At 61.6% G+C, this 19,180-nt stretch carries 21 protein-coding genes; 12 read left to right on the top strand and 9 right to left on the bottom strand.

What is annotated here, in order from left to right; translation table 11 throughout:
- Positions 1-136: 136 nt before the first annotated feature.
- Positions 137-391: a TIGR02647 family protein gene (locus GDV60_RS26410; RefSeq protein ID WP_092232069.1), complete on the bottom strand. Its 255-nt coding sequence runs from the start codon at positions 389-391 to the stop codon at positions 137-139.
- 149 nt (positions 392-540) lie between these two features.
- Positions 541-825, bottom strand: coding sequence for a hypothetical protein (locus tag GDV60_RS26405; protein WP_029289632.1), 285 nt, complete (start codon positions 823-825; stop codon positions 541-543).
- 126 nt (positions 826-951) lie between these two features.
- On the opposite strand from GDV60_RS26405, the gene GDV60_RS26400 reads away from it, so the two are divergent.
- Positions 952-1,611, top strand: a complete 660-nt coding sequence (locus GDV60_RS26400) for a glutathione S-transferase family protein (protein WP_159909149.1) — start codon at positions 952-954, stop codon at positions 1,609-1,611.
- 184 nt (positions 1,612-1,795) lie between these two features.
- On the opposite strand, the gene argH is transcribed toward GDV60_RS26400, so the two are convergent.
- Positions 1,796-3,190, bottom strand: a complete 1,395-nt coding sequence (argH, locus tag GDV60_RS26395) for an argininosuccinate lyase (protein ID WP_029289628.1) — start codon at positions 3,188-3,190, stop codon at positions 1,796-1,798.
- A 551-nt stretch (positions 3,191-3,741) separates the two neighbouring features.
- On the opposite strand from argH, the gene GDV60_RS26390 reads away from it, so the two are divergent.
- The 7 genes from GDV60_RS26390 to rsd all read left to right on the top strand — a co-directional run bounded on the left by GDV60_RS26390 (position 3,742) and on the right by rsd (position 10,132).
- The gene (locus tag GDV60_RS26390; RefSeq protein ID WP_029289624.1) at positions 3,742-4,488 is read left to right on the top strand and encodes a LytTR family DNA-binding domain-containing protein; all 747 of its coding nucleotides are present in this window, start codon (positions 3,742-3,744) and stop codon (positions 4,486-4,488) included.
- Positions 4,489-4,626: 138 nt separating this feature from the next.
- The gene (hemC, locus tag GDV60_RS26385; RefSeq protein ID WP_029289622.1) at positions 4,627-5,568 is read left to right on the top strand and encodes a hydroxymethylbilane synthase; all 942 of its coding nucleotides are present in this window, start codon (positions 4,627-4,629) and stop codon (positions 5,566-5,568) included.
- The gene (locus tag GDV60_RS26380) at positions 5,565-6,332 is read left to right on the top strand and encodes a uroporphyrinogen-III synthase (RefSeq protein ID WP_159909147.1); all 768 of its coding nucleotides are present in this window, start codon (positions 5,565-5,567) and stop codon (positions 6,330-6,332) included. The genes hemC and GDV60_RS26380 overlap by 4 nt, the downstream gene beginning before the upstream one ends.
- Before the next feature lie 19 nt (positions 6,333-6,351).
- Positions 6,352-7,464: a uroporphyrinogen-III C-methyltransferase gene (locus GDV60_RS26375; RefSeq protein ID WP_070994035.1), complete on the top strand. Its 1,113-nt coding sequence runs from the start codon at positions 6,352-6,354 to the stop codon at positions 7,462-7,464.
- A 5-nt stretch (positions 7,465-7,469) separates the two neighbouring features.
- Positions 7,470-8,711: a heme biosynthesis protein HemY gene (locus GDV60_RS26370; protein ID WP_159909145.1), complete on the top strand. Its 1,242-nt coding sequence runs from the start codon at positions 7,470-7,472 to the stop codon at positions 8,709-8,711.
- Positions 8,712-8,946: 235 nt separating this feature from the next.
- Positions 8,947-9,468, top strand: a complete 522-nt coding sequence (locus tag GDV60_RS26365; protein ID WP_159909143.1) for a disulfide bond formation protein B — start codon at positions 8,947-8,949, stop codon at positions 9,466-9,468.
- A gap of 205 nt (positions 9,469-9,673) precedes the next feature.
- Entirely contained in the window at positions 9,674-10,132 is a 459-nt protein-coding gene (gene rsd / locus GDV60_RS26360) for a sigma D regulator (RefSeq protein ID WP_159909141.1), read from the top strand.
- Between the two features lie 55 nt (positions 10,133-10,187).
- Here the strand turns inward: rsd and GDV60_RS26355 are convergent, their stop codons facing one another.
- Entirely contained in the window at positions 10,188-10,853 is a 666-nt protein-coding gene (locus tag GDV60_RS26355; protein WP_159909139.1) for an FKBP-type peptidyl-prolyl cis-trans isomerase, read from the bottom strand.
- Between the two features lie 192 nt (positions 10,854-11,045).
- On the opposite strand from GDV60_RS26355, the gene GDV60_RS26350 reads away from it, so the two are divergent.
- Positions 11,046-12,164, top strand: coding sequence for an AlgP family protein (locus tag GDV60_RS26350; protein WP_159909137.1), 1,119 nt, complete (start codon positions 11,046-11,048; stop codon positions 12,162-12,164).
- Here GDV60_RS26350 and GDV60_RS26345 read toward each other — a convergent pair.
- Positions 12,161-12,625, bottom strand: a complete 465-nt coding sequence (locus tag GDV60_RS26345; protein WP_154907097.1) for a TIGR02444 family protein — start codon at positions 12,623-12,625, stop codon at positions 12,161-12,163. The two genes, GDV60_RS26350 and GDV60_RS26345, sit on opposite strands and share 4 nt — an antisense overlap.
- A gap of 50 nt (positions 12,626-12,675) precedes the next feature.
- Between GDV60_RS26345 and GDV60_RS26340 the strand changes: the two genes are divergently transcribed.
- The 3 genes from GDV60_RS26340 to GDV60_RS26330 all read left to right on the top strand — a co-directional run bounded on the left by GDV60_RS26340 (position 12,676) and on the right by GDV60_RS26330 (position 15,859).
- Positions 12,676-14,586, top strand: a complete 1,911-nt coding sequence (locus tag GDV60_RS26340) for an ATP-binding cassette domain-containing protein (protein WP_159909135.1) — start codon at positions 12,676-12,678, stop codon at positions 14,584-14,586.
- Entirely contained in the window at positions 14,586-15,155 is a 570-nt protein-coding gene (locus GDV60_RS26335; protein WP_029289606.1) for a mechanosensitive ion channel family protein, read from the top strand. The genes GDV60_RS26340 and GDV60_RS26335 overlap by 1 nt, the downstream gene beginning before the upstream one ends.
- Before the next feature lie 71 nt (positions 15,156-15,226).
- Positions 15,227-15,859, top strand: a complete 633-nt coding sequence (locus GDV60_RS26330) for a LysE family transporter (protein ID WP_029289605.1) — start codon at positions 15,227-15,229, stop codon at positions 15,857-15,859.
- Positions 15,860-15,996: 137 nt separating this feature from the next.
- On the opposite strand, the gene GDV60_RS26325 is transcribed toward GDV60_RS26330, so the two are convergent.
- Genes GDV60_RS26325 through GDV60_RS26310 form a run of 4 tightly spaced genes read right to left on the bottom strand, consistent with a single transcriptional unit; the run spans position 15,997 to position 19,140 of the window.
- The gene (locus GDV60_RS26325) at positions 15,997-16,737 is read right to left on the bottom strand and encodes a hypothetical protein (RefSeq protein WP_029289603.1); all 741 of its coding nucleotides are present in this window, start codon (positions 16,735-16,737) and stop codon (positions 15,997-15,999) included.
- 3 nt (positions 16,738-16,740) lie between these two features.
- Entirely contained in the window at positions 16,741-17,328 is a 588-nt protein-coding gene (gene lpoB, locus GDV60_RS26320) for a penicillin-binding protein activator LpoB (RefSeq protein ID WP_029289601.1), read from the bottom strand.
- A gap of 35 nt (positions 17,329-17,363) precedes the next feature.
- The gene (locus tag GDV60_RS26315) at positions 17,364-17,732 is read right to left on the bottom strand and encodes a YcfL family protein (RefSeq protein ID WP_029289599.1); all 369 of its coding nucleotides are present in this window, start codon (positions 17,730-17,732) and stop codon (positions 17,364-17,366) included.
- A gap of 10 nt (positions 17,733-17,742) precedes the next feature.
- Positions 17,743-19,140, bottom strand: a complete 1,398-nt coding sequence (locus GDV60_RS26310; RefSeq protein ID WP_159909133.1) for a COG3014 family protein — start codon at positions 19,138-19,140, stop codon at positions 17,743-17,745.
- Positions 19,141-19,180: the final 40 nt, after the last annotated feature.

Genomic DNA, 19,180 nt, shown 5'->3' with positions numbered 1-19,180 from the left:
GGCAGCCGTGTAGGAGTTTACAGACAGAATCGTAGGAGGTTTAAGGGGAATTTGTTTTTGGCGTCAGAATTTTATCGCGCACACAGGAATGCCCGCGGAATCCGTGAACAGAGGATCCCGAGGGCGATACGGAGTGTCAGGCAGCTTCTTTGGTGGTCGCGGTGGTCAGAATCGTCAGCAAGGTTTGCGCTTGCTCTGCAGCATCCCGGCCCAGGCTGGTCAGGTAGCCGCCATCTGGCTGGTCGATCAGCCCTTTGGTGTGCAGGCGTTTGGCAGCAGCAATGGCAGTGGGAGCAGCAGTCTGATGGACTTTCAGACCTTCATGGGTGCTATCCAGGGGGAAAAGTACAAGGATTTCCAGTTCGGCAACCAACTCAGGGGTATACGACATAAGGACTCCAGACGTTCTAGGAATTGTCAGACGCTAGCAGAGCCTAAGGTGAACGCACTTGAGCGAACTGTCCAGTGCGATATGGGCGCAGGGGAGGCAAGCCGCACTCCTGTAGGAGCCGGCTTGCCGGCGATGGCGGTTCCAGGGACCTACTGTTTTTCCGGCGGCAGCTCAGGCAGTGCGCGCAGCGCCGTTTCATACCAATCGGTATCGAACGGGCGGTCTGTTTCCAGCATCGCGTCGATTTCCACGGCCAGCACGTGGGCCATCAGGTTGAGGATGTCTTCACGCTCGTAACCGACCAGGGTCAGCTTGTTGAACGTGGCCTTGGCCGCCGGCGGGTTGTCGCTTTCGATCTGGTTTTCGATCGCCTGGGTCAAGGTGGACTCGGCGAACTCTTCTTCGTCGTTATCGATATCGGTTGGCTCGCTCATGGCAGCCTCCTGTCAGGAAAGGGCGCCAGTCTACCCCCATTCAGCCAGGTGATGCTGCTGGTCAGGCGGCGCGTCACGATCTATAACCTACCCAGCCAACCCCCTGCACGGCCTGGAGGCTTTGTGATGCTCAAGCTCTACGGATTTTCGGTCAGTAACTACTACAACATGGTCAAGCTGGCGCTCCTGGAAAAGGGCCTGCCCTTTGAAGAAGTGCCGTTTTATGCCGGGCAAACCGCTGAAGCCCTGGCAGTCAGCCCGCGCGGCAAGGTGCCGGTGCTGAAGGTCGAGAAAGGCTTCATCAACGAAACCAGCGTGATTCTCGAATACCTCGAACAGACACAGTCGGGCCCGGCCCTGCTGCCGGGCGATGCATTCCAGCGCGCCCAGGTGCTGGCGTTGTGCCGGGAAATCGAGCTGTACATCGAACTGCCAGCCCGCGCGTGTTATGCCGAGGCGTTTTTTGGCATGTCGGTGCCAGAGGCGATCAAGGACAAGGCCAGGGCCGAGTTGCTGTTGGGGATTGCGGCGTTGGGGCGACACGGCAAGTTTGCGCCGTATGTCGCGGGGGAGAGTTTTACGCTGGCCGACTTGTACTTCCTGTACAGCGTGGACTTGGCGTGTGCCGTCGGTGGGAAGCTGTTTGGCCTGGATTTGCTGGCTGAGCTTCCGAAGGCCAAGGCCTTGCTGAAGAGGCTGCAAGACATGCCCAACGCCCAGCGAGTGGCGGCGGACAAGGAGGCGGCGATGCCAGCCTTCATGGCGATGATCGCGGCGAAGAAGTAGTAAATGGGGGGCGGGCTTGTGTGGGAGCTGGGCTTGCCCGCGATGCAGGCACCTCGGTGTGTCAGTGACACTAAGGTGATGCTATCGCAGGCAAGCCAGCTCCCACACAAGCGTGCTTCCACAGTTGACCGAGTTGAATTGAAGGCCCCGGTCAAAGGTGGCAGCTAGCTTGCCTGCGATACTTTCAGCGGCTGGCGAGCAGCGCCTGGCCGCGTGCGACTGCCGCCTTGACCTGGGCCGGTGCGGTGCCGCCGATGTGGTTACGGGCATTGACCGACCCTTCCAGGGTCAGCACCGCAAACACATCCTGTTCGATCTGGTCACTGAACTGGCGCAGTTCTTCCAGGCTCATTTCCGCCAGGTCCTTGCCGGTATCCACGCCGTATTTCACCGCATGCCCGACGATTTCATGGCAGTCACGGAACGGCAGACCACGGCGCACCAGGTAGTCCGCAAGGTCAGTGGCGGTGGAGAAACCGCGCAGGGCCGCTTCACGCATGATCGCGTGCTTGGGCTTGATCGCCGGGATCATGTCGGCAAATGCGCGCAGCGAGTCGCGCAGGGTGTCGGCGGCGTCGAACAGCGGTTCCTTGTCTTCCTGGTTGTCCTTGTTGTAGGCCAGGGGCTGGCCTTTCATCAGGGTCAGCAGGCCCATCAGCGCGCCGAATACACGGCCACTTTTACCGCGCACCAGTTCCGGCACGTCGGGGTTTTTCTTTTGCGGCATGATCGAACTGCCGGTGCAGAAGCGATCCGGCAGGTCGATGAACTGGAACTGCGCGCTGGTCCACAACACCAGTTCTTCGGAGAAGCGCGACAGGTGCATCATCGCAATGCTGGCCGCTGCACAGAATTCGATGGCGAAGTCACGATCCGACACGCCGTCCAGGGAGTTGCCGCCCACGGCGTCAAAGCCCAGCAGTTGCGCAGTGTATTCGCGGTCGATCGGGTAGGTGGTGCCGGCCAGCGCAGCGCTGCCCAGGGGCATGCGGTTGGCGCGCTTGCGGCAATCGACCAGGCGCTCGTAGTCGCGGCTGAGCATTTCGAACCAGGCCAGCAGGTGGTGGCCGAAGGTCACGGGCTGCGCGGTCTGCAGGTGGGTGAAGCCGGGCATGATGGTGTCTGATTCACGCTCGGCCTGCTCCAGCAGGCCTTTTTGCAGGCGGGTGATTTCGCCCAGGATCAGGTCGATTTCATCACGCAGCCACAGGCGGATATCGGTAGCGACCTGGTCGTTGCGGCTACGCCCGGTGTGCAGTTTCTTGCCGGTCACGCCGATGCGGTCGGTCAGGCGCGCCTCGATATTCATGTGCACATCTTCAAGGTCCACGCGCCAGTCGAAGGTGCCGGCCTCGATTTCGCCACGGATGGTGGTCAGGCCATCGATGATGCTGTCGCGCTCGGCATCGGTCAGCACGCCGACCTTGGCCAGCATGGTGGCGTGGGCGATCGAGCCCATGATGTCGTGGCGATAGAGGCGCTGGTCGAAATTGACGGAGGCGGTGAAGCGCGCGACGAAGGCGTCGACGGGCTCACTGAAGCGGCCGCCCCAGGACTGATTGGTCTTGTCGGTGCTCATGGATTCGCTCGTGATCTGCTTAAAAGAGGCATGAAAGTGTGCCGCCGATAATAACAGGGTTGCCCGTGGAGGCGTTGATACGCCGCGTCGGCATTTTTATTTGTTTGATGGATGGCAAAGTGCCTTGCCGTTGGCCGCGTCCGGGATGAGACTGGAGGCGGGAGTGAAAGCGGGGGTTTCACCCGACCGGATCCTGAGGTAAACAAAGGATGTTTATTGAAACGATATTTGACGATTGAGCAATGTCGTCTTCGTGAGCGTCTACAGTTGCACTGACAGGGGTGCAGTGCACCAATGCCAGGCGATGAGGTCGAACTCCAGGCTAACCTTAAAGTAGAGGGGGTGTTCATATTGAGTATCAGCAAACCCTATGACGATGCCCTGCGGTATCGGGTTTTGGGCGGTATTGAACAGGTCCGGGTAAATATTGGTGTCGCTCTCGGGGCACTTTTTGCCGCTCACGCTAGTCTTAGCGTGGATCGCCGTGACGGAAGTCACCGCACCTGTCTACGCTATCCTTGTGCGAGACTCACGCAGGAATCCAGCGCAATATGAATGTCCTGATCGTTGATGACGAACCCCAAGCCCGCGAGCGACTGAGCCGTATGGTCAGTGAGCTCGAGGGATACACTGCCCTTGAACCGAGCGCGTCCAGTGGCGACGAGGCATTGGCCTTGATCGAAAGCCTCAAGCCGGACGTGGTGCTCCTTGATATCCGTATGCCTGGCCTTGATGGGTTGCAGGTCGCCGCCCGCTTGAGCGAGCGCGAGTCGCCGCCGGCGCTGGTGTTATGCGCAACCGACGAGGAGTTCTCCTCCGAGACCCTGGAGGCAAGCGGCGTCAGCTTCCTGGCCAAGCCGGTATCTGCCGAAGCGCTGCTCAAGGCGTTGAAGAAGGCCGAGCGGCCCAATCGCGTGCAGCTTGCAGCCCTGACCCAGCCTGCGGCGCAAAGTGGCAATGGCCCCCGCAGCCATATCAGCGCGAGGACCCGCAAGGGGATCGAGCTGATTCCCGTGGACCAGGTGATTTATTTCATTGCCGATCACAAGTACGTGACCTTGCGTCACGAGCACGGTGAAGTGCTGCTCGATGAGCCACTCAAGGCCCTGGAAGACGAATTTGGCGAGCGCTTCGTGCGTATCCACCGCAACGCGCTGGTGGCCCGCGAGCGTATCGAACGCCTGCAACGCACGCCTCTGGGGCATTTTCAGTTGTTCCTCAAAGGGCTCAACGGCGACGCGTTGATCGTCAGCCGGCGCCATGTCGCAGGCGTACGCAAGATGATGCAGCAGCTTTAGCCCGAGGGCTGTAGCGACCTGCATGCCCCGAATCCCGGTGCGCAGCGGCCAGGGAGGCCCCGCACTTGCTGATTCAAATCAAGGCGGTTCTGCCTGAGCTGTTATTATCTGCCGTATCTATTCAGTACGGATTGATCCATGTCCTCTCGCGAAATCCGCATCGCCACCCGTAAAAGCGCCCTGGCCTTGTGGCAGGCCGAATACGTCAAAGCCCGCCTTGAGCAAGCCCATCCGGGGCTCACGGTGTCCCTGGTGCCCATGGTCAGTCGTGGCGACAAGCTGCTCGACTCGCCGCTGTCGAAAATCGGTGGCAAGGGCTTGTTCGTCAAGGAGCTGGAAACCGCTCTGCTGGAGAATGAAGCCGACATCGCCGTGCACTCGATGAAAGACGTGCCGATGGATTTTCCCCAGGGTCTGGGCCTGTATTGCATCTGCGAGCGTGAAGACCCGCGCGATGCCTTCGTGTCCAATACCTACGCCTCCCTTGATGAACTGCCGCAGGGCAGCATCGTCGGCACCTCCAGCCTGCGTCGCCAGGCCCAGTTGCTGACCCGTCGCCCGGACTTGCAGATCCGCTTCCTGCGGGGCAACGTCAATACCCGCCTGGCCAAGCTGGATGCCGGCGAGTACGACGCGATTATCCTGGCGGCCGCTGGCCTGATTCGCCTGGGCTTTGAAGAGCGCATCACCTCTGCCATCAGCGTCGAAGACAGCCTGCCGGCTGGAGGCCAGGGTGCCGTCGGTATCGAATGCCGCACCGCAGACCTGGAAATCCAGGCGCTGCTCAAGCCCCTCGATCACCAGCCAACCGAAGTGCGGGTCACCGCCGAGCGTGCCCTGAACAAGCACCTCAACGGTGGCTGCCAGGTGCCGATTGCCTGCTACGCGGTCCTTGAGGGTGACAACCTCTGGCTGCGCGGCCTGGTGGGTGATCCCGACGGCGGTTTGCTGCTCACGGCTGAAACCCGCGGGCCACAAACCGAGGCTGCGAGCCTGGGCGTGCAGGTTGCCGAAGAACTCTTGGCAAAAGGCGCCGGCGCCATTCTGCAAAAAGTCTATGGCGAGGCCGGTCCGCAGTGACCGGTTGGCGTGTGCTGCTGACGCGGCCTGCCGAGGAATCGGCAGCCCTGGCGGCCTCGTTGTCCGAAGCCGGTATCTTCAGCAGCAGCCTGGCGTTGCTGGAAACCCAACCATTGCCCATCACCGCCGAGCACCAGGCGGTTTTTCAGCGGCTGAACTGCTATTGCGCGGTGATCGTGGTGAGCAAGCCGGCCGCGCGCCGGGCGCTGCAGTTGCTCGATCAGTTCGCCCCAGCGGTGCCGACCCTGCCGTGGTTCAGCGTCGGCGCGGCAACGGCCCGGGTTCTGGCTGACCATGGCCTGGATGTGAGCTACCCCGAGGTTGGGGACGACAGCGAGGCCTTGCTTGAATTGCCCAGGTTGCGCGAGGCTGTCGCTGTTGACGGTGCGCGCGTATTGATCCTGCGTGGGCAAGGGGGGCGAGAGTTGCTGGCTGAGCGTTTACGCGGCCAAGGTGCTAGTGTCGATTATCTGGAGTTGTATCGTCGGTTTTTGCCGACCTACGACCCGGATGTGCTCACCCAGCGCATTGATGTGGAACGCTTGAACGGCCTGGTGGTCAGCAGTGGGCAGGGTTTTTTGCATCTGCATGGCCTCGCCGGTGCCGATTGGCCACGCGTGGCACAGTTGCCGTTGTTCGTGCCCAGCCCACGCGTTGCCGAAATGGCCCGGGCTGCAGGCGCGAAAAAAGTTGTGGATTGCCGCGGTGCCAGTGCCGCGGCTTTGCTAGTGGCGTTACGGAGCCAGCCCGTTCCCACTCTCTAATAACGCAAAGGATGGACATGTGAGCGAAACAGCCTTGCCTAAAGATGAAGCTCAGCCCGCGCTTGATGCGCCTGTTGAGACCCCGGTCACTACGCCTCGCCGTGGCAACGGCCTGGCGGTCTTTGCTTTGCTGCTTGGCGCCGCGGGTGTTGCGGCTGGCGGTTGGGGGCTCTGGCAGGTCCGGGCCCTGCAAACGAGCAGCCAGCAACAGTTGGTGCAGGTGCGCACCCTGGATGAACAATCCCAGGGCATCCAGCAGGCGCAGCAGCAATTGGCCGCACGCCTGGCGCAATTGCCGGGTGCTGATGAACTGGAAGAACGCCGGCGCCTGGTGGCGCAACTGCAGGGCGACCAGCAGCGCCTGAACCAGCGTCTGGAAACCGTCCTGGGGGCCAGCCGCAAGGACTGGCGCCTGGCCGAGGCCGAGCATCTGCTGCGCCTGGCCAGCCTGCGCTTGTCAGCGTTGCAGGACATCAACAGTGCCCAGGCGCTGGTGCAGGGCGCCGATGAGATCCTGCGTGAGCAGAGCGATCCGGGTTCCTACGCCGCCCGCGAGCAGTTGGCCAAGAGCCTGGCGGCCTTGCGCAGCGTTGAGCAACCAGACCGCACCGGGCTGTACCTGCAACTGGCGGCGCTGCGTGACCAGGTGGTGCAACTGGCCGCCGTGTCCCCGGAATATCAGTTGCAAGAGAGCCCCCAGGGCCGTCCGAGCACCGACACTGACAGTCGCTGGAGCCAATGGTGGGAGCAGATCTCGCGCTACTTCCGTATCGATTTCAACCCTGATGACAACATCCGCCCATTGCTGGCAGGCCAAGGCCTGAACCAGGTGCGCCTGGCCCTGAGCCTGGCGCTGGAGCAGGCGCAATGGGCCGCACTCAATGGCGAACCGGCGGTGTACGCTCGGGCGCTGGGCGAGGCGCGCAGCGTATTGCAGGGCAACTTCAACCAGGACAACCCGCAAAGCCAGGCCATGCTGGCGCGTATTGCCGAACTTGAGCCCAAGGCCGTGTCGGTGGTGACCCCGGACCTCGCCGCGAGTTTGTCTGCGGTGCAGGCTTACCTTGAACGCCGCCATCTGTCTGCCGACGAAGCCAAGGCTTCCGCCGGTAAGCCGGCGACCCAGGAGTAAAGCCGATGAAGCGTTTCTATGTGGTCCTGGTGCTGGCCATTGCCCTCGCTCTGGCGCTGGCGGTGGGCATCTCGAAACACACCGGTTATGTGCTGATCAGCTATCCCCATGTGCTGCATTATGAGTCCGGCCTGTGGTCGACCCTGGTGGCAGTGTTTGTCGTCGGCCTGGCGATCTATCTGCTGCGGGTGCTGCTGGGCCTGGTGACGACTTCGGATGGCGTGGTCAATCCCTGGTCGCGGCGCAATCGCAGCCGGCGGGTGCAGGTGGCTATCGAGCAGGGGCAGATGGACTTGGCGGAAGGCCGCTGGGCCAGTGCCGAGCGGCACCTGCACCGTGCGGCAGAAGCCGAACGCCAGCCATTGCTGTACTACCTCGGCGCGGCCCGGGCGGCCAACGAGCAGGGGCGCTATGAAGAGTCCGACAGCCTGTTGGAGCGTGCCCTGGAGCGTCAGCCCCAGGCCGAGCTGGCGATTGCCTTGAGCCACGCACAGTTGCAGATGGACCGTGGCGACACGGACGCAGCCCTCGTTACGCTGCAGGCCATGCATGAGCGCCATCCGCACAACGCCCAGGTATTGCGCCAGCTGCAGCGCCTGCACCAGCAGCGTGGTGACTGGTCCTCGGTGATCCGGCTCTTGCCGGAGCTGCGCAAGGATAAAGTGCTGCCAGCCACCGAGCTGGCGGATCTGGAGCGCCGGGCCTGGGGTGAAAACCTGAGCCTGGCCGTCCAGCGTGAAGAGCATGGTGAGGCCGGCCTGCAGTCCCTTGAGCGGGCCTGGCAGCAATTGACCTCGGCCCAGCGCCAGGAGCCCCAACTGGTACTGGCCTATGCCGAACAGTTGCGCCAACTGGGCGCCGATGCCAAGGCCGAAGAGGCTTTGCGTGTTGCGCTCAAGCGCGGCTACGACAGTCACCTGATCCGGTTGTATGGCCTGCTGCGCGGTGGCGATCCGGCACGGCAGTTGAAGTTCGCCGAAGGCTGGCTCAAGGACCATCCGGGCGATGCCAGTTTGTTGCTGACGCTGGGTCGGCTCTGCCTGCAAAACAGTTTGTGGGGCAAGGCACGGGACTATCTGGAAAGCAGCCTGCAGGTTCAACGCAACCCCGAGGCCTGTGCCGAGTTGGCGCGATTGCTCGCGCAGCTGGGTGATACCGAGCGCAGTAATCAACTGTTCCAGGAGGGCCTGGGGCTGTTGGACAGCCGCCTGCTGGCTTCACCGCTACCGGTGCCTGCACGGGTCTGACGTAGGATGTTTTGAAGGGCTGGCTCAGAAGCATCTGGCAACCAGTCCTTCAAAATCCCTCAGTTTTGCGGATTCAGGGGCTTGAGGTGGTTTCCCACAGGGCACCACGTAAAGTTACCTGCCCTCTGACGGGATATCCCTGCGATCTCGCGGAAGTGTCTGCTCCAGCGCGTATTGAAAGGGGTAAGGTCTTTCCTCTACCGTAACGACCTATCTCTTGCGTTACGGATAAACAATGTCTTTGGCCCCCTCACGCTCCTTGTTCTTCCTGGCGTTCATGGCCGGTGTGCTGACGTTGGGCGCGTCGTTTTACCTGGAATACGGGGCTCTTTTGCGGCCTTGTTTCCTATGCCTGATCCAGCGCACCCTGCTGGCGGTGTTCACCCTGATCAACTTCATAGCGGCGATCCACGGCCCCAGGCGCGTGGGCATCTACCTGTACTGGGCGGCGAGCATGGGCTGTGCGTTGCTCGGCGCAGTGACAGCGGTGCGCCAGGTGCTATTGCAGAACATCCCGCCTGACCAGGTTCCCAACTGCTGGCCAAGCCTGGAATACATGATCGAAAACCTGTCGCTGGGGCAAGCCCTGCAGTTGGCGTTCAAGGGCACTGTCGACTGTGTGGAAATCAACTGGACGTTGTTTGACCTGAGCATCCCGGAGTGGAGCCTGCTGTTCTTCGTGGCCATGCTCCTACTGGGGGTGACGCAGTTTTCCCGACTGTTACCCGGTCAGAATCTACGGTTTGTGAAGCACTGACTGGCTGGGTTGGTTTGTAGGATGGGATTAAACACTTGTATGAACTTTCTGGTCTGCGTACCTTGAAGCCATAGTCGTGGGGGCATAATCTGGCCCGCACGCGTTATTGAAACAGTTTGTTCGATGCGGCGTTGTCCGCTTGCCGCTTTATCCTCGACGCATCGCGCGGGTGAAAGCGGCACCGCCCATAAGGGAAGAGATCATCATGTTGGATAGTTGTCAGAATGCTCAGGAACGCTGGGGTGGTGTGCATAAGCTGATCGACAGCTGGTTGAAGGCACGTCACGAATTGGTTCGGGCCTTTGATGCTCTGGGTGAGAAGCCTGAAGCGCTGGCCGAGAACCACAAGCTGTTGCAGGAGTTCTGTAGTGTCTTGGTGGACTACGTCTCGGCAGGGCACTTCGGGGTCTATGAGCAACTGACCAAGGAGGCCGAGGCCTTCGATGACCAGCGTGGCCTGGATTTGGCCGAGACTATTTACCCGCGCATTGATGTCATCACCGAAAAGCTCCTGGCGTTTAACGACCTTTGCGACGAGGGCAAGTGCGTTGCCGCGAAATTCAAAGAGCTGGGTGCCCTGCTCCATGAGCGTTTCGAGCTGGAAGACTGCTTGATCGAAGTGCTGCACAACGCCCACAAGGAAGAGCCTGCAACCCAGGCCTGAAACTCAGCGGTAAGACAAAAAAACGGTGCGCATGGCGCACCGTTTTTCGTTGGGGTCAGGCACCGGTTGCGAGCAGCTCGATCTCGAAAACCAGCGGTGTGTAAGGTGCGATCAACTGGCCGGCACCGTCTGCGCCATAGGCCTGTGCAGAAGGAATCACCAGGCGCCATTTTGCGCCTACCGGCATCTGTTGCAGCGCGCTTTGCCAGCCGCTGATCACGCTGTCCAGGCGAAACCATTGGGGCTGCGTGCTCTGGTCGAAAACCGTCCCATCCGGCAATCGCCCCACGTACTTCACCTGCACCCGATCATTGGCGCCTGGCTTTTTCCCGCTTCCAGGGGCCAACTCCGTGAACAAGATACCGTCTGCCAATTCGCGCGCACCGCTCCTGGCTTTTTCCGTGCTCAGAAATTGTTGTTCGGCGGCGAGAGCCTTTTCGCTTTGCGGCACTTGTGCCTCGCTGCTGGCTTGCGCTTCGTGTTGGGCGAGGATCTGAGCGATGCGTGCGTCATCCAGGGCCAGGGGCTTGCCTTGATAGGCTTGCTTGAGGCCGTCGAGCAAGGCCTGGATCTGCAGGTCGGGGACTTCCTGGCGCAGGCGTTCGCCAAGGCTGGCGCCCAGGCTGTAGGCCAGGTCGTGGCTGTCTTTGGACGCTGCTGGCTCACTCGCGTTGGCCACTGAAAACGACAAACCCAGGATGAAAAAAAGGTAACGCGACATGGGTATTCTCCAGCCGAAAGTGCGGTGGATTATGCCAGTGTGGAGGGGTAAAGAATGGAGTGGTTTTTCGTTATATCGATAAGAATTTTTGTGCGGTGCAACGCAACGCATTCGATACTGTCAACATGCCCTAGCGGCGGTAAGAGCAGAGGGCTAGTATGAGCCGCACCCACGTCAGCCAGGAGGTAAACCATGTCGGCCAAACAGAAGCCTGTTAATACCCCGTTGCACTTGCTCCAACAACTCTCGGGCAGCCTGCTCGAACATTTGGAAAGTGCTTGCTCCCAAGCCTTGGCTGATGCAGAGAAATTGCTCGCCAAGCTGGAAAAGCAACGCGGTAAGGCTCAAGAAAAACTGCATAAATCCCGCACCAAACTGCAAGACGCCGCGACTGCCGGCAAAGCCAAGGCGCAAACCAAAGCCAAGGGCGCTGTCAAAGAACTTGAGGACTTGCTCGATGCCCTGAAGGATCGTCAATCCGAAACCCGCACCTACATCCTTCAACTCAAGCGTGATGCCCAAGAGAGCCTGAAACTGGCCCAGGGCGTTGGTCGTGTGAAAGAAGCAGTGGCTAAAGTGTTGAGCACTCGTACACCGGCCAAGGCAGTTGCTGCCAAGGCTTCGGCTAAAGTTGCGGCCAAGCCTGCTGCTAAAAAAGCGCCTGCAAAATCGGTCGCCAAGCCAGTGGCCAAAACCGCTGCTGCAAAACCAGCCGCCAAGCCAGCTGCTAAAACCGCTGCTGCAAAACCAGCCGCCAAGCCAGCTGCTAAAACTGCTGCTGCGAAACCAGCCGCCAAGCCAGCTGCTAAAACCGCTGCTGCAAAACCAGCCGCCAAGCCAGCCGCTAAAACCGCTGCTGCAAAACCAGCCGCCAAGCCAGCTGCTAAAACTGTTGCTGCGAAACCAGCCGCCAAGCCAGTTGCTAAACCTGCTGCTGCAAAACCAGCCGCCAAGCCAACTGCTAAAACCGCTGCTGCGAAACCAGCCGCCAAGCCAGCAGCTAAACCTGCTGCTGCGAAACCAGCCGCTAAGCCAGCTGCCAAACCTGCTGCTGCAAAACCAGCCGCTAAGCCAGTTGCTAAAACCGCTGCTGCGAAACCAGCCGCCAAGCCAGCTGCCAAACCTGCTGCTGCAAAACCAGCCGTCAAGCCAGCTGCCAAACCGGCTGCTGCAAAACCAGCTGCCAAGCCGGCCGCCAAACCTGCTGCTGCAAAGCCCGCTGCACCGGCAGCTCCAGCGGCTACCCCGGCACCGGCCAGCAGCACGCCTGCTCCGGTAGTGCCAGGTACCACCCCAACCAGCGCTTCCTAAGTGCCGGTGGCCGCGACGCGCAGCTGATGCAGCGCGTCGTGGTCGAAGTGGGCGGCTTCGGTCGCCAGTGCTTCAAGCCATGCCTGATCTGTGGCGTGCTCCCCCGCTGGCCAACGCTGTGCCAGTGCCTCCAGACGCAATAGCAACTGCCGTTCGGCCTCCAGTTCCAGGGCTTTGACCTGCTCGCGCAACGCCCCCAGCTCCACATCCTGCTGTGCCATGCAACGCCATTGTTTGCGCACCCTGCGCAAGGGCTGCACGACATCTGCCTGCCAGGGCTCGGCGATTGTTCGCAGCGCCTGTACGCGTCCGGGCTCCAGCGCGACCCCGCGCTGTTCCAGCCACAACCCACACAACAACAGACACACATCGGCCCCTTGCTCCTGCAAGCGCAGGCAGGCATCTTCAGCACCCGCACGGGCGTAGGTCGAGAGGGCAAAGCTCCACAGGTCAGCGCACATGTTCACACCCAAGCCAGCGGCTAACGAAGCTGGTAGACTCCGCCGCCATTATGATCCGACTTCAAAGCCTAACATTACAGCGTGGCCCGCAACGTCTTCTTGAAGACGCCGAGCTGACCCTGCACGCCGGTCACAAAGCCGGCCTGATCGGTGCCAATGGCGCCGGCAAATCCACGTTGTTCGCCCTGTTGCTCGGTGAGCTGACCCCGGATTCCGGGGACTGCCTGCTGCCAGCCGACTGGCGTATCGCCCATATGCGCCAGGAGATCGACACCCTGGACCGCATCGCGATCGACTACGTGCTCGATGGCGACCTGCGCCTGCGCCAGGTGCAACACGACCTGGCCGAGGCCGAGAAAGCCCAGGACGGTGCCGCCCAGGCCCGCCTGCACTCGGAACTCGACAGTGCCGACGGTTACACCGCCGACGCCCGAGCGCGCAAGATGCTCGCCGGCCTGGGGTTCACCAACGAACAGATGGATCGCCCGGTCGCCGACTTCTCCGGTGGCTGGCGCATGCGCCTGAACCTGGCCCAGGCATTGATGTGCCCCTCGGACCTGTTGCTGCTCGACGAACCCACCAACCACTTGGATCTCGATGCGATCCTGTGGCTGGAGGATTTCCTCAAGAGCTACCCAGGCACCTTGCTGCTGATTTCCCACGACCGGGATTTCCTCGACGCTGTGGTCGATAACATCGCCCATGTCGAACAGAAAAAAATCACCCTCTATCGCGGCGGCTACACCGCGTTCGAGCGGGCCCGCGCCGAACGCCTGGCCCAGCAGCAACAGGCTTTCGAGAAGCAACAGGCGCAGCGTGCGCACATGGAAAGCTACATCGCCCGGTTCAAGGCCCAGGCCACCAAGGCCCGTCAGGCCCAGAGCCGGATCAAGGCGTTGGAGCGCATGGAAGAGCTGTCGGCGGCCCACGTCGATTCGCCATTCGACTTTGTGTTCCGCGAATCGGTGAAAATCTCCAGCCCCTTGCTGGACCTCTCGGATGCACGCCTGGGCTATGGCGACAAAACCATCCTGGAGAAGGTCAAGCTGCAGCTCACCCCGGGTGCGCGCATCGGTTTGCTCGGGCCCAACGGCGCGGGCAAATCGACGCTGATCAAGAACCTTTCCGGTGAGCTGCAACCCCTGGCCGGGCGCCTGACCCGTGGCGAGAACCTGGTGGTGGGCTACTTCGCCCAGCATCAGCTGGACTCCCTCGACTCCAAGGCCAGCCCGCTCCTGCATTTGCAGCGCCTGGCGCCAACCGAGCGCGAGCAGACCCTGCGCGACTTCCTGGGTGGTTTCGACTTCCGTGGCGCGCGCATCGATGAGCCGGTGTTGAATTTCTCGGGCGGCGAAAAAGCCCGTTTGGCCCTGGCGTTGATCGCCTGGGACCGGCCAAACCTGCTGCTGCTCGACGAACCGACCAACCACCTGGACCTGGAAATGCGCCTGGCGCTGACCATGGCCCTGCAGGAATTCAGCGGTGCAGTACTGGTGGTGTCTCACGACCGCCACTTGCTCAAGAGCACCACTGATAACTTCCTGCTGGTAGCTGATGGAAAAGTCGAAGAGTTCGATGGCGACCTGGACGACTACGCCCGTTGGCTGACTGACTATCGACTGCGCAACGCGCCGGTCAGCAACACCCCGGTCAACCCGGACAAGACCGACAAGAAAGCCCAGCGCCAGGCTGCCGCGGCCCTGCGCCAGCAGTTGGCACCGCACAAACGCGAAGCCGACAAGCTCGAGGCCGAACTGGGCAAGGTCCACGAACGCCTGGCCAAGATCGAAGCCAGCCTCGGCGACAGCGCCGTGTACGAAGCGGCCCGCAAGGATGAACTGCGCGACCTGCTGGCCGAACAGGCCAAGCTGAAGGTGCGCGAAGGGCAATTGGAGGAAGCCTGGATGGAAGCCCTCGAACTGCTGGAAGGCCTGCAAGCGGAGCTGGAGGCACTGTCCTGATGGAAGCCTTGCAACTGCCGCTGCCCGCGCAATGGATCGAACCGGTGTGGGTCGGCGTGCAAATCCTGCTGATCCTGCTGGCCGGTTACCTGGCCCAGCGCTTCGTCGCCAAGGGCCTGACGCGCCTGGGCGAGCGCTACCCGTTCCCGCCGCAACTGCTGATGCCCCTGCGCGGTGGCCTGCGCTGGCTGATCATGGGCAGTGCGCTGATCTTCGTCCTTGAGCGCCTGGGGGTGTCGGCCACCGTGCTGTGGACCGCGTTGTCGGGCTTTGTGGCCGTGGCAGCGGTGGCGTTCTTTGCCATGTGGTCGGTGTTGTCCAACCTGCTGTGCGCGATCCTGATCTTCACCGTCGGGCCGTTTCGCCTGGGTGATGTGGTGGAGTTGGTGGATACCGTCGACAAGCCTGGCGTCAAAGGTCGGGTGATCGCGATCAACCTGCTTTACACCACACTGATCGAAGTGGCCGAGGCGGGCACCGACAGCGCTGTGGTGCAAGTGCCCAACAGCCTGTTCTTCCAGCGTTCGGTACGCCGCTGGCGCGGTAGCGACGTCAGCCCCATATCCTGAAAAAACTCTAGCCAGCCCTCGGCCCTCGGAGTTAGCTTAGTGCTCACGACGAATTTGCTACGAGGTGTGTAATGGCGCTCGACACATGGCTGGCCTTCTTCCTGGCCAGCTGGATCATCAGTCTCTCTCCCGGCGCGGGCGCCATCGCCTCGATGTCCAGCGGCCTGCAATACGGTTTTGTGCGCGGCTACTGGAATGCCATCGGCCTGCAACTGGGCCTGGCGATGCAGATTGCCGTGGTGGCCGGCGGCCTTGGGGCGGTGCTTGCGGCGTCGTCTACCGCCTTCTACGCGATCAAATGGTTCGGCGTGGCCTACCTTGTGTACCTGGCCGTCAAGCAATGGCGTGCCTTGCCCATGGACCTGACCGATGACGCTGCCGTGCGCCCCATCGGCAAGCCCATGGCGATGATGTTCCGTGGTTTTCTGGTGAACGCCAGCAACCCCAAGGCGCTGGTGTTCATGCTGGCGGTGCTGCCGCAGTTCGTGAACCCGCAGGCGCCGCTGCTGATCCAGTACCTGATCCTCGGCGCGACGATGATCGGCGTGGATATGATCGTAATGGCCGGCTACACGGGGCTTGCGTCCAAAGTGTTGCGCCTGTTGCGCACGCCCAAGCAGCAGAAGCGCGTGAACCGCACGTTTGCCGGATTGTTCGTGGGCGCTGCGGGTTTCCTCGCCAGCCTGCACCGCGCCACGGCCTGACGGAATAAACCCAATCAAAACTGTGGGAGCTGGCTTGCCTGCGATACACGCGCCGCGGTGTCACTGATACACCGCGCTGATGCGATCGCCGGCAAGCCAGCTCCCACATTGATGTGTGCTAGCCGAGCCATTGAGGTTCAGCGCAGGATTTTCGGCGCTTCGTCCCTTGGCAGGTTATTGCGCAACGCAGGCTGGCCGGGCTCTTGATAGCCGCCGCCCAACTGCTCTTGTAGCTGGCGTGCCACGTCCTCACCCAAGGCTTTCGACACTTCCCTCACCACCCGTGGCCGGTTCAGGTTCACGCGCACATCACGACTGCTCACCAGCTTGGTGTCCTGGCCTTCGCCCATGGCGGTAAACGCCGAGGTGATTTCATAGGTGCGGGTGTTGATCAGACTGAAATCCGCCACCACGCTCAGCCCCAGCACCGCCGAATAGCTGCTGGTGTGATCCAGGGCGTTGATGTCCCGGGTGAAGTCGATGTCCGATAGGGTGCCGAACAGTACATAGTCCGCGCCCTTGAAGTGGCCGGCCTTGATCCGCTTGATCACGTCGTACACATCGCCCTTGGCTTCGCTGGTGTAGGGCGTGCCCTGGACGAGTTGGAACTGGCGCGACTTGAGGATCTCGCCCTTGATATCGCCGCTGAATTTGCGCAGCTCGCCCTGTTCGATGTAGCTGCTGCGGCTTTCAAACTCGCTGTAGCTGGACGCGCCACTGGCGTTATAGGCACTGGCCTGGAAGTTGTTGCTGGCCGAGACTGCGTGGATGTATTCCTCTACGCGCGCCTCGTAGGCCAGGTCTGTGACGGCAATTTTCGGTGCCGCCCAGGCGCCAAACGTGCAAAGCAAGCCGATGATGCCGATCCATAGGCGCATGGCTTAGCGCTCCGTGGTCTTGCGGATTTCTTTTTCATCCATCCATTCGGCCAGGCCGCTTTCGACGTCGACCAGTTGCAGGCTGAACTTGTAGAACACGTCCTTGTAGTCGGCACTGCGCTTGACGATGGAGCTGATGGAGCCTTCCAGGCGGTACTTGGCCGCGACCATGTTGCCGGTCTTGCTGACCGTGGATTTCTTGTACAGGCCGCTCTGGTTTTGCAGCTTGAGCTGGTCGACCTGGCTTTGCATGTCGGTGTTGTCGCTGGCGAAGCGGGCGGTGCCGGTCTTCATCAGTTGGGTCTTGATCGAGGTGGTGATCTCGCGGGTATCGATGTATTCGCTGGTCTTGTTCTTCACGTCATACACCTGCACCACCGGGCGGCCCTGGAGAATGCCGGACTGCGCCAGGGAGCGGGTCATGCTTTCGGCGATCATCTGCAGGTCGGTGGAACCGAACTCGTTGGTCACCAACTCCACGGCCTTGGTATCGCCGTAGCTGATGTTTTTGCCGCCGATGACCGGCGAGGTATTAGCGCAGCCGCTGGCCAGGGCGGCGATCACGGCGAGGAACGAAAAGCGTGCAAACATGGGAAGGTCTCTCGAAAACTGAATAGGGGGCAGGTTCAAGGCGTCTTGACTTCAAGGCGGAAGTCGGCGGCCTGGGGCAGGTTGGCGATGGCCGGCAGGAAGGTGGCCTGGTTGGCGTAGAGGTTCAGCACTTTCCAGGTTTCTTCGTCGCCCACCGGGAAGCCATCGGCACCCAGCCAGGCGAAGCGGTAATACATCATCTGGTTGCTGCTGGTGATGTTGCTCAACTGCACCTTGGCGGTCAGGAAGCCGTTTTCGCGGGCCACGCGAATCGCGCCCACGGCAATCCCCTTGAACTTGCCCATTACCACGACTTTGCTCGCCGCGCTGCCAGGTTCCGGCGGCGGGGTGGCGCAACCGGCGAGGAAGATCAGCGCCAGGGCGCCGAGGATAAAATGACGCATAGCGTGCTCCTTAAGGTTGTTTGAGGCTGGCCACGGCCTGGCCCGGGTTGCTCGCGACCACATGGGCCGCCAGGCCGCTGGCGAATACCTGGTTGCCGACCACGCGCAAGGTAATCACCTGGTGGCGTTGTTCGGCCTTGACCGTCACCAGCGCGCCACCCAGGGCATTGGGCAGGCTCACTTGGTGCTCGCCATGCTTGAGGCGCAGGCGCGTGACCTGGGTGACGTCCGGCAGGGTGCGCCAGGTGCGGGTGTCGGCGCCCTCGGTGACGGCGGAGGCGATGCCCAACACCAGGCCGGCCATGGGGTTGGTCTGGTTCAGGTTCTTTTGCGTCACACCACGGCTGATGGCGCGCACGGTGGTGCGCAGGATGATCCCTGGCATGTCGTCGCGCAGGGCGCGGCGGGACATGGCGGTGGTGCTGTTGAGGGCCGTGAGGTTCTGCTGCCGGCCATCGACGCCGATCTGCGCAAAGGTGGCCGTCGAGGTGTCTGGCTTGATCACCGGGAACGACAGCGGTGTGATTACCCAATGCCCGTCGATAGGGATCGGCAGTGGCAGGCGGATCGAGTCGCGAGCCGGCGCCAGGCCGCTCTGGACTACGATCAGCACGTCGCTTTCGTCAGCCGCCACGCTGGGCGCGTCCAGATCGAGCAGGGCCTGTTCCAGCAGCGGTGTGTTGGGGCGCAGTTCGGCGGCCTTGCGATAGCCCGGCGCGGCCAGGTCTTTTTCACCCAGGGCTTCGTAGACGAAACCGGCCAGGTAATGACTGAAAGCGCTCTGGTAGCTGTTCTTCAGGCCCACCACGTCCGGCGCGTCGAGGCTTTCTACCGGGTAGCCGCGCAAGTCCTTGAACTGGGTGGCGACGCCCTGGCGTTCGGCTGCGTTTTCGCGCTTGAGGTATTCCTTGTCCCGCAGTTCGGCGATCACCGCTTCGCGTTCGTGGGTTTTCTTGATTTCGGTACGGGCGCCGTCGAAGTCGTTGACCGCCAGCAGATTCAACGCCATCTGGGTGGTGAGCATGACTTTTTCATAGTCATACCCTTCGTAGCGCCGCACCTTGTCATTGACCAGGAAGCTGCCGAACTGCGCCAGATAGCGCTCGGTGTCGAACTTGACCGACTCTTCCCACTTGTACACCACCAGGTCTGCGCGGTGCCAGGCCGCCTGGCTGCCGGCCAGGTCACCCTTGGCGCGCAGCAACTCGCCTTTTTCGAAATAGTAGAGAAGGTCTTTGTCTTCGCTGCTGTTGTTTTTCTCCAGCAGGGTCAGCGCACCGTCGACATTGCCGCTGGCCAATTGCTGGTTAGTGGCTTGCAGTTCCGAGTCGTAACTGCGGAACATCGAACAGCCCGACAGCAGCGTGACCGCAGCGAGGGCAAGGGAGATGAAGACGCGAGATGCCATTGGAATGCTGCTTCCCTGAGCGTAGTCGGCCGAAGGTGCT

Origin of the sequence: Pseudomonas sp. DTU12.1 (assembly GCF_009873475.1) — a bacterium.
Classification (GTDB): domain Bacteria; phylum Pseudomonadota; class Gammaproteobacteria; order Pseudomonadales; family Pseudomonadaceae; genus Aquipseudomonas; species Aquipseudomonas proteolytica.
Note: the sequence above shows the minus strand (reverse complement) of the source record. Positions and strands in the feature narration are given on the sequence as shown.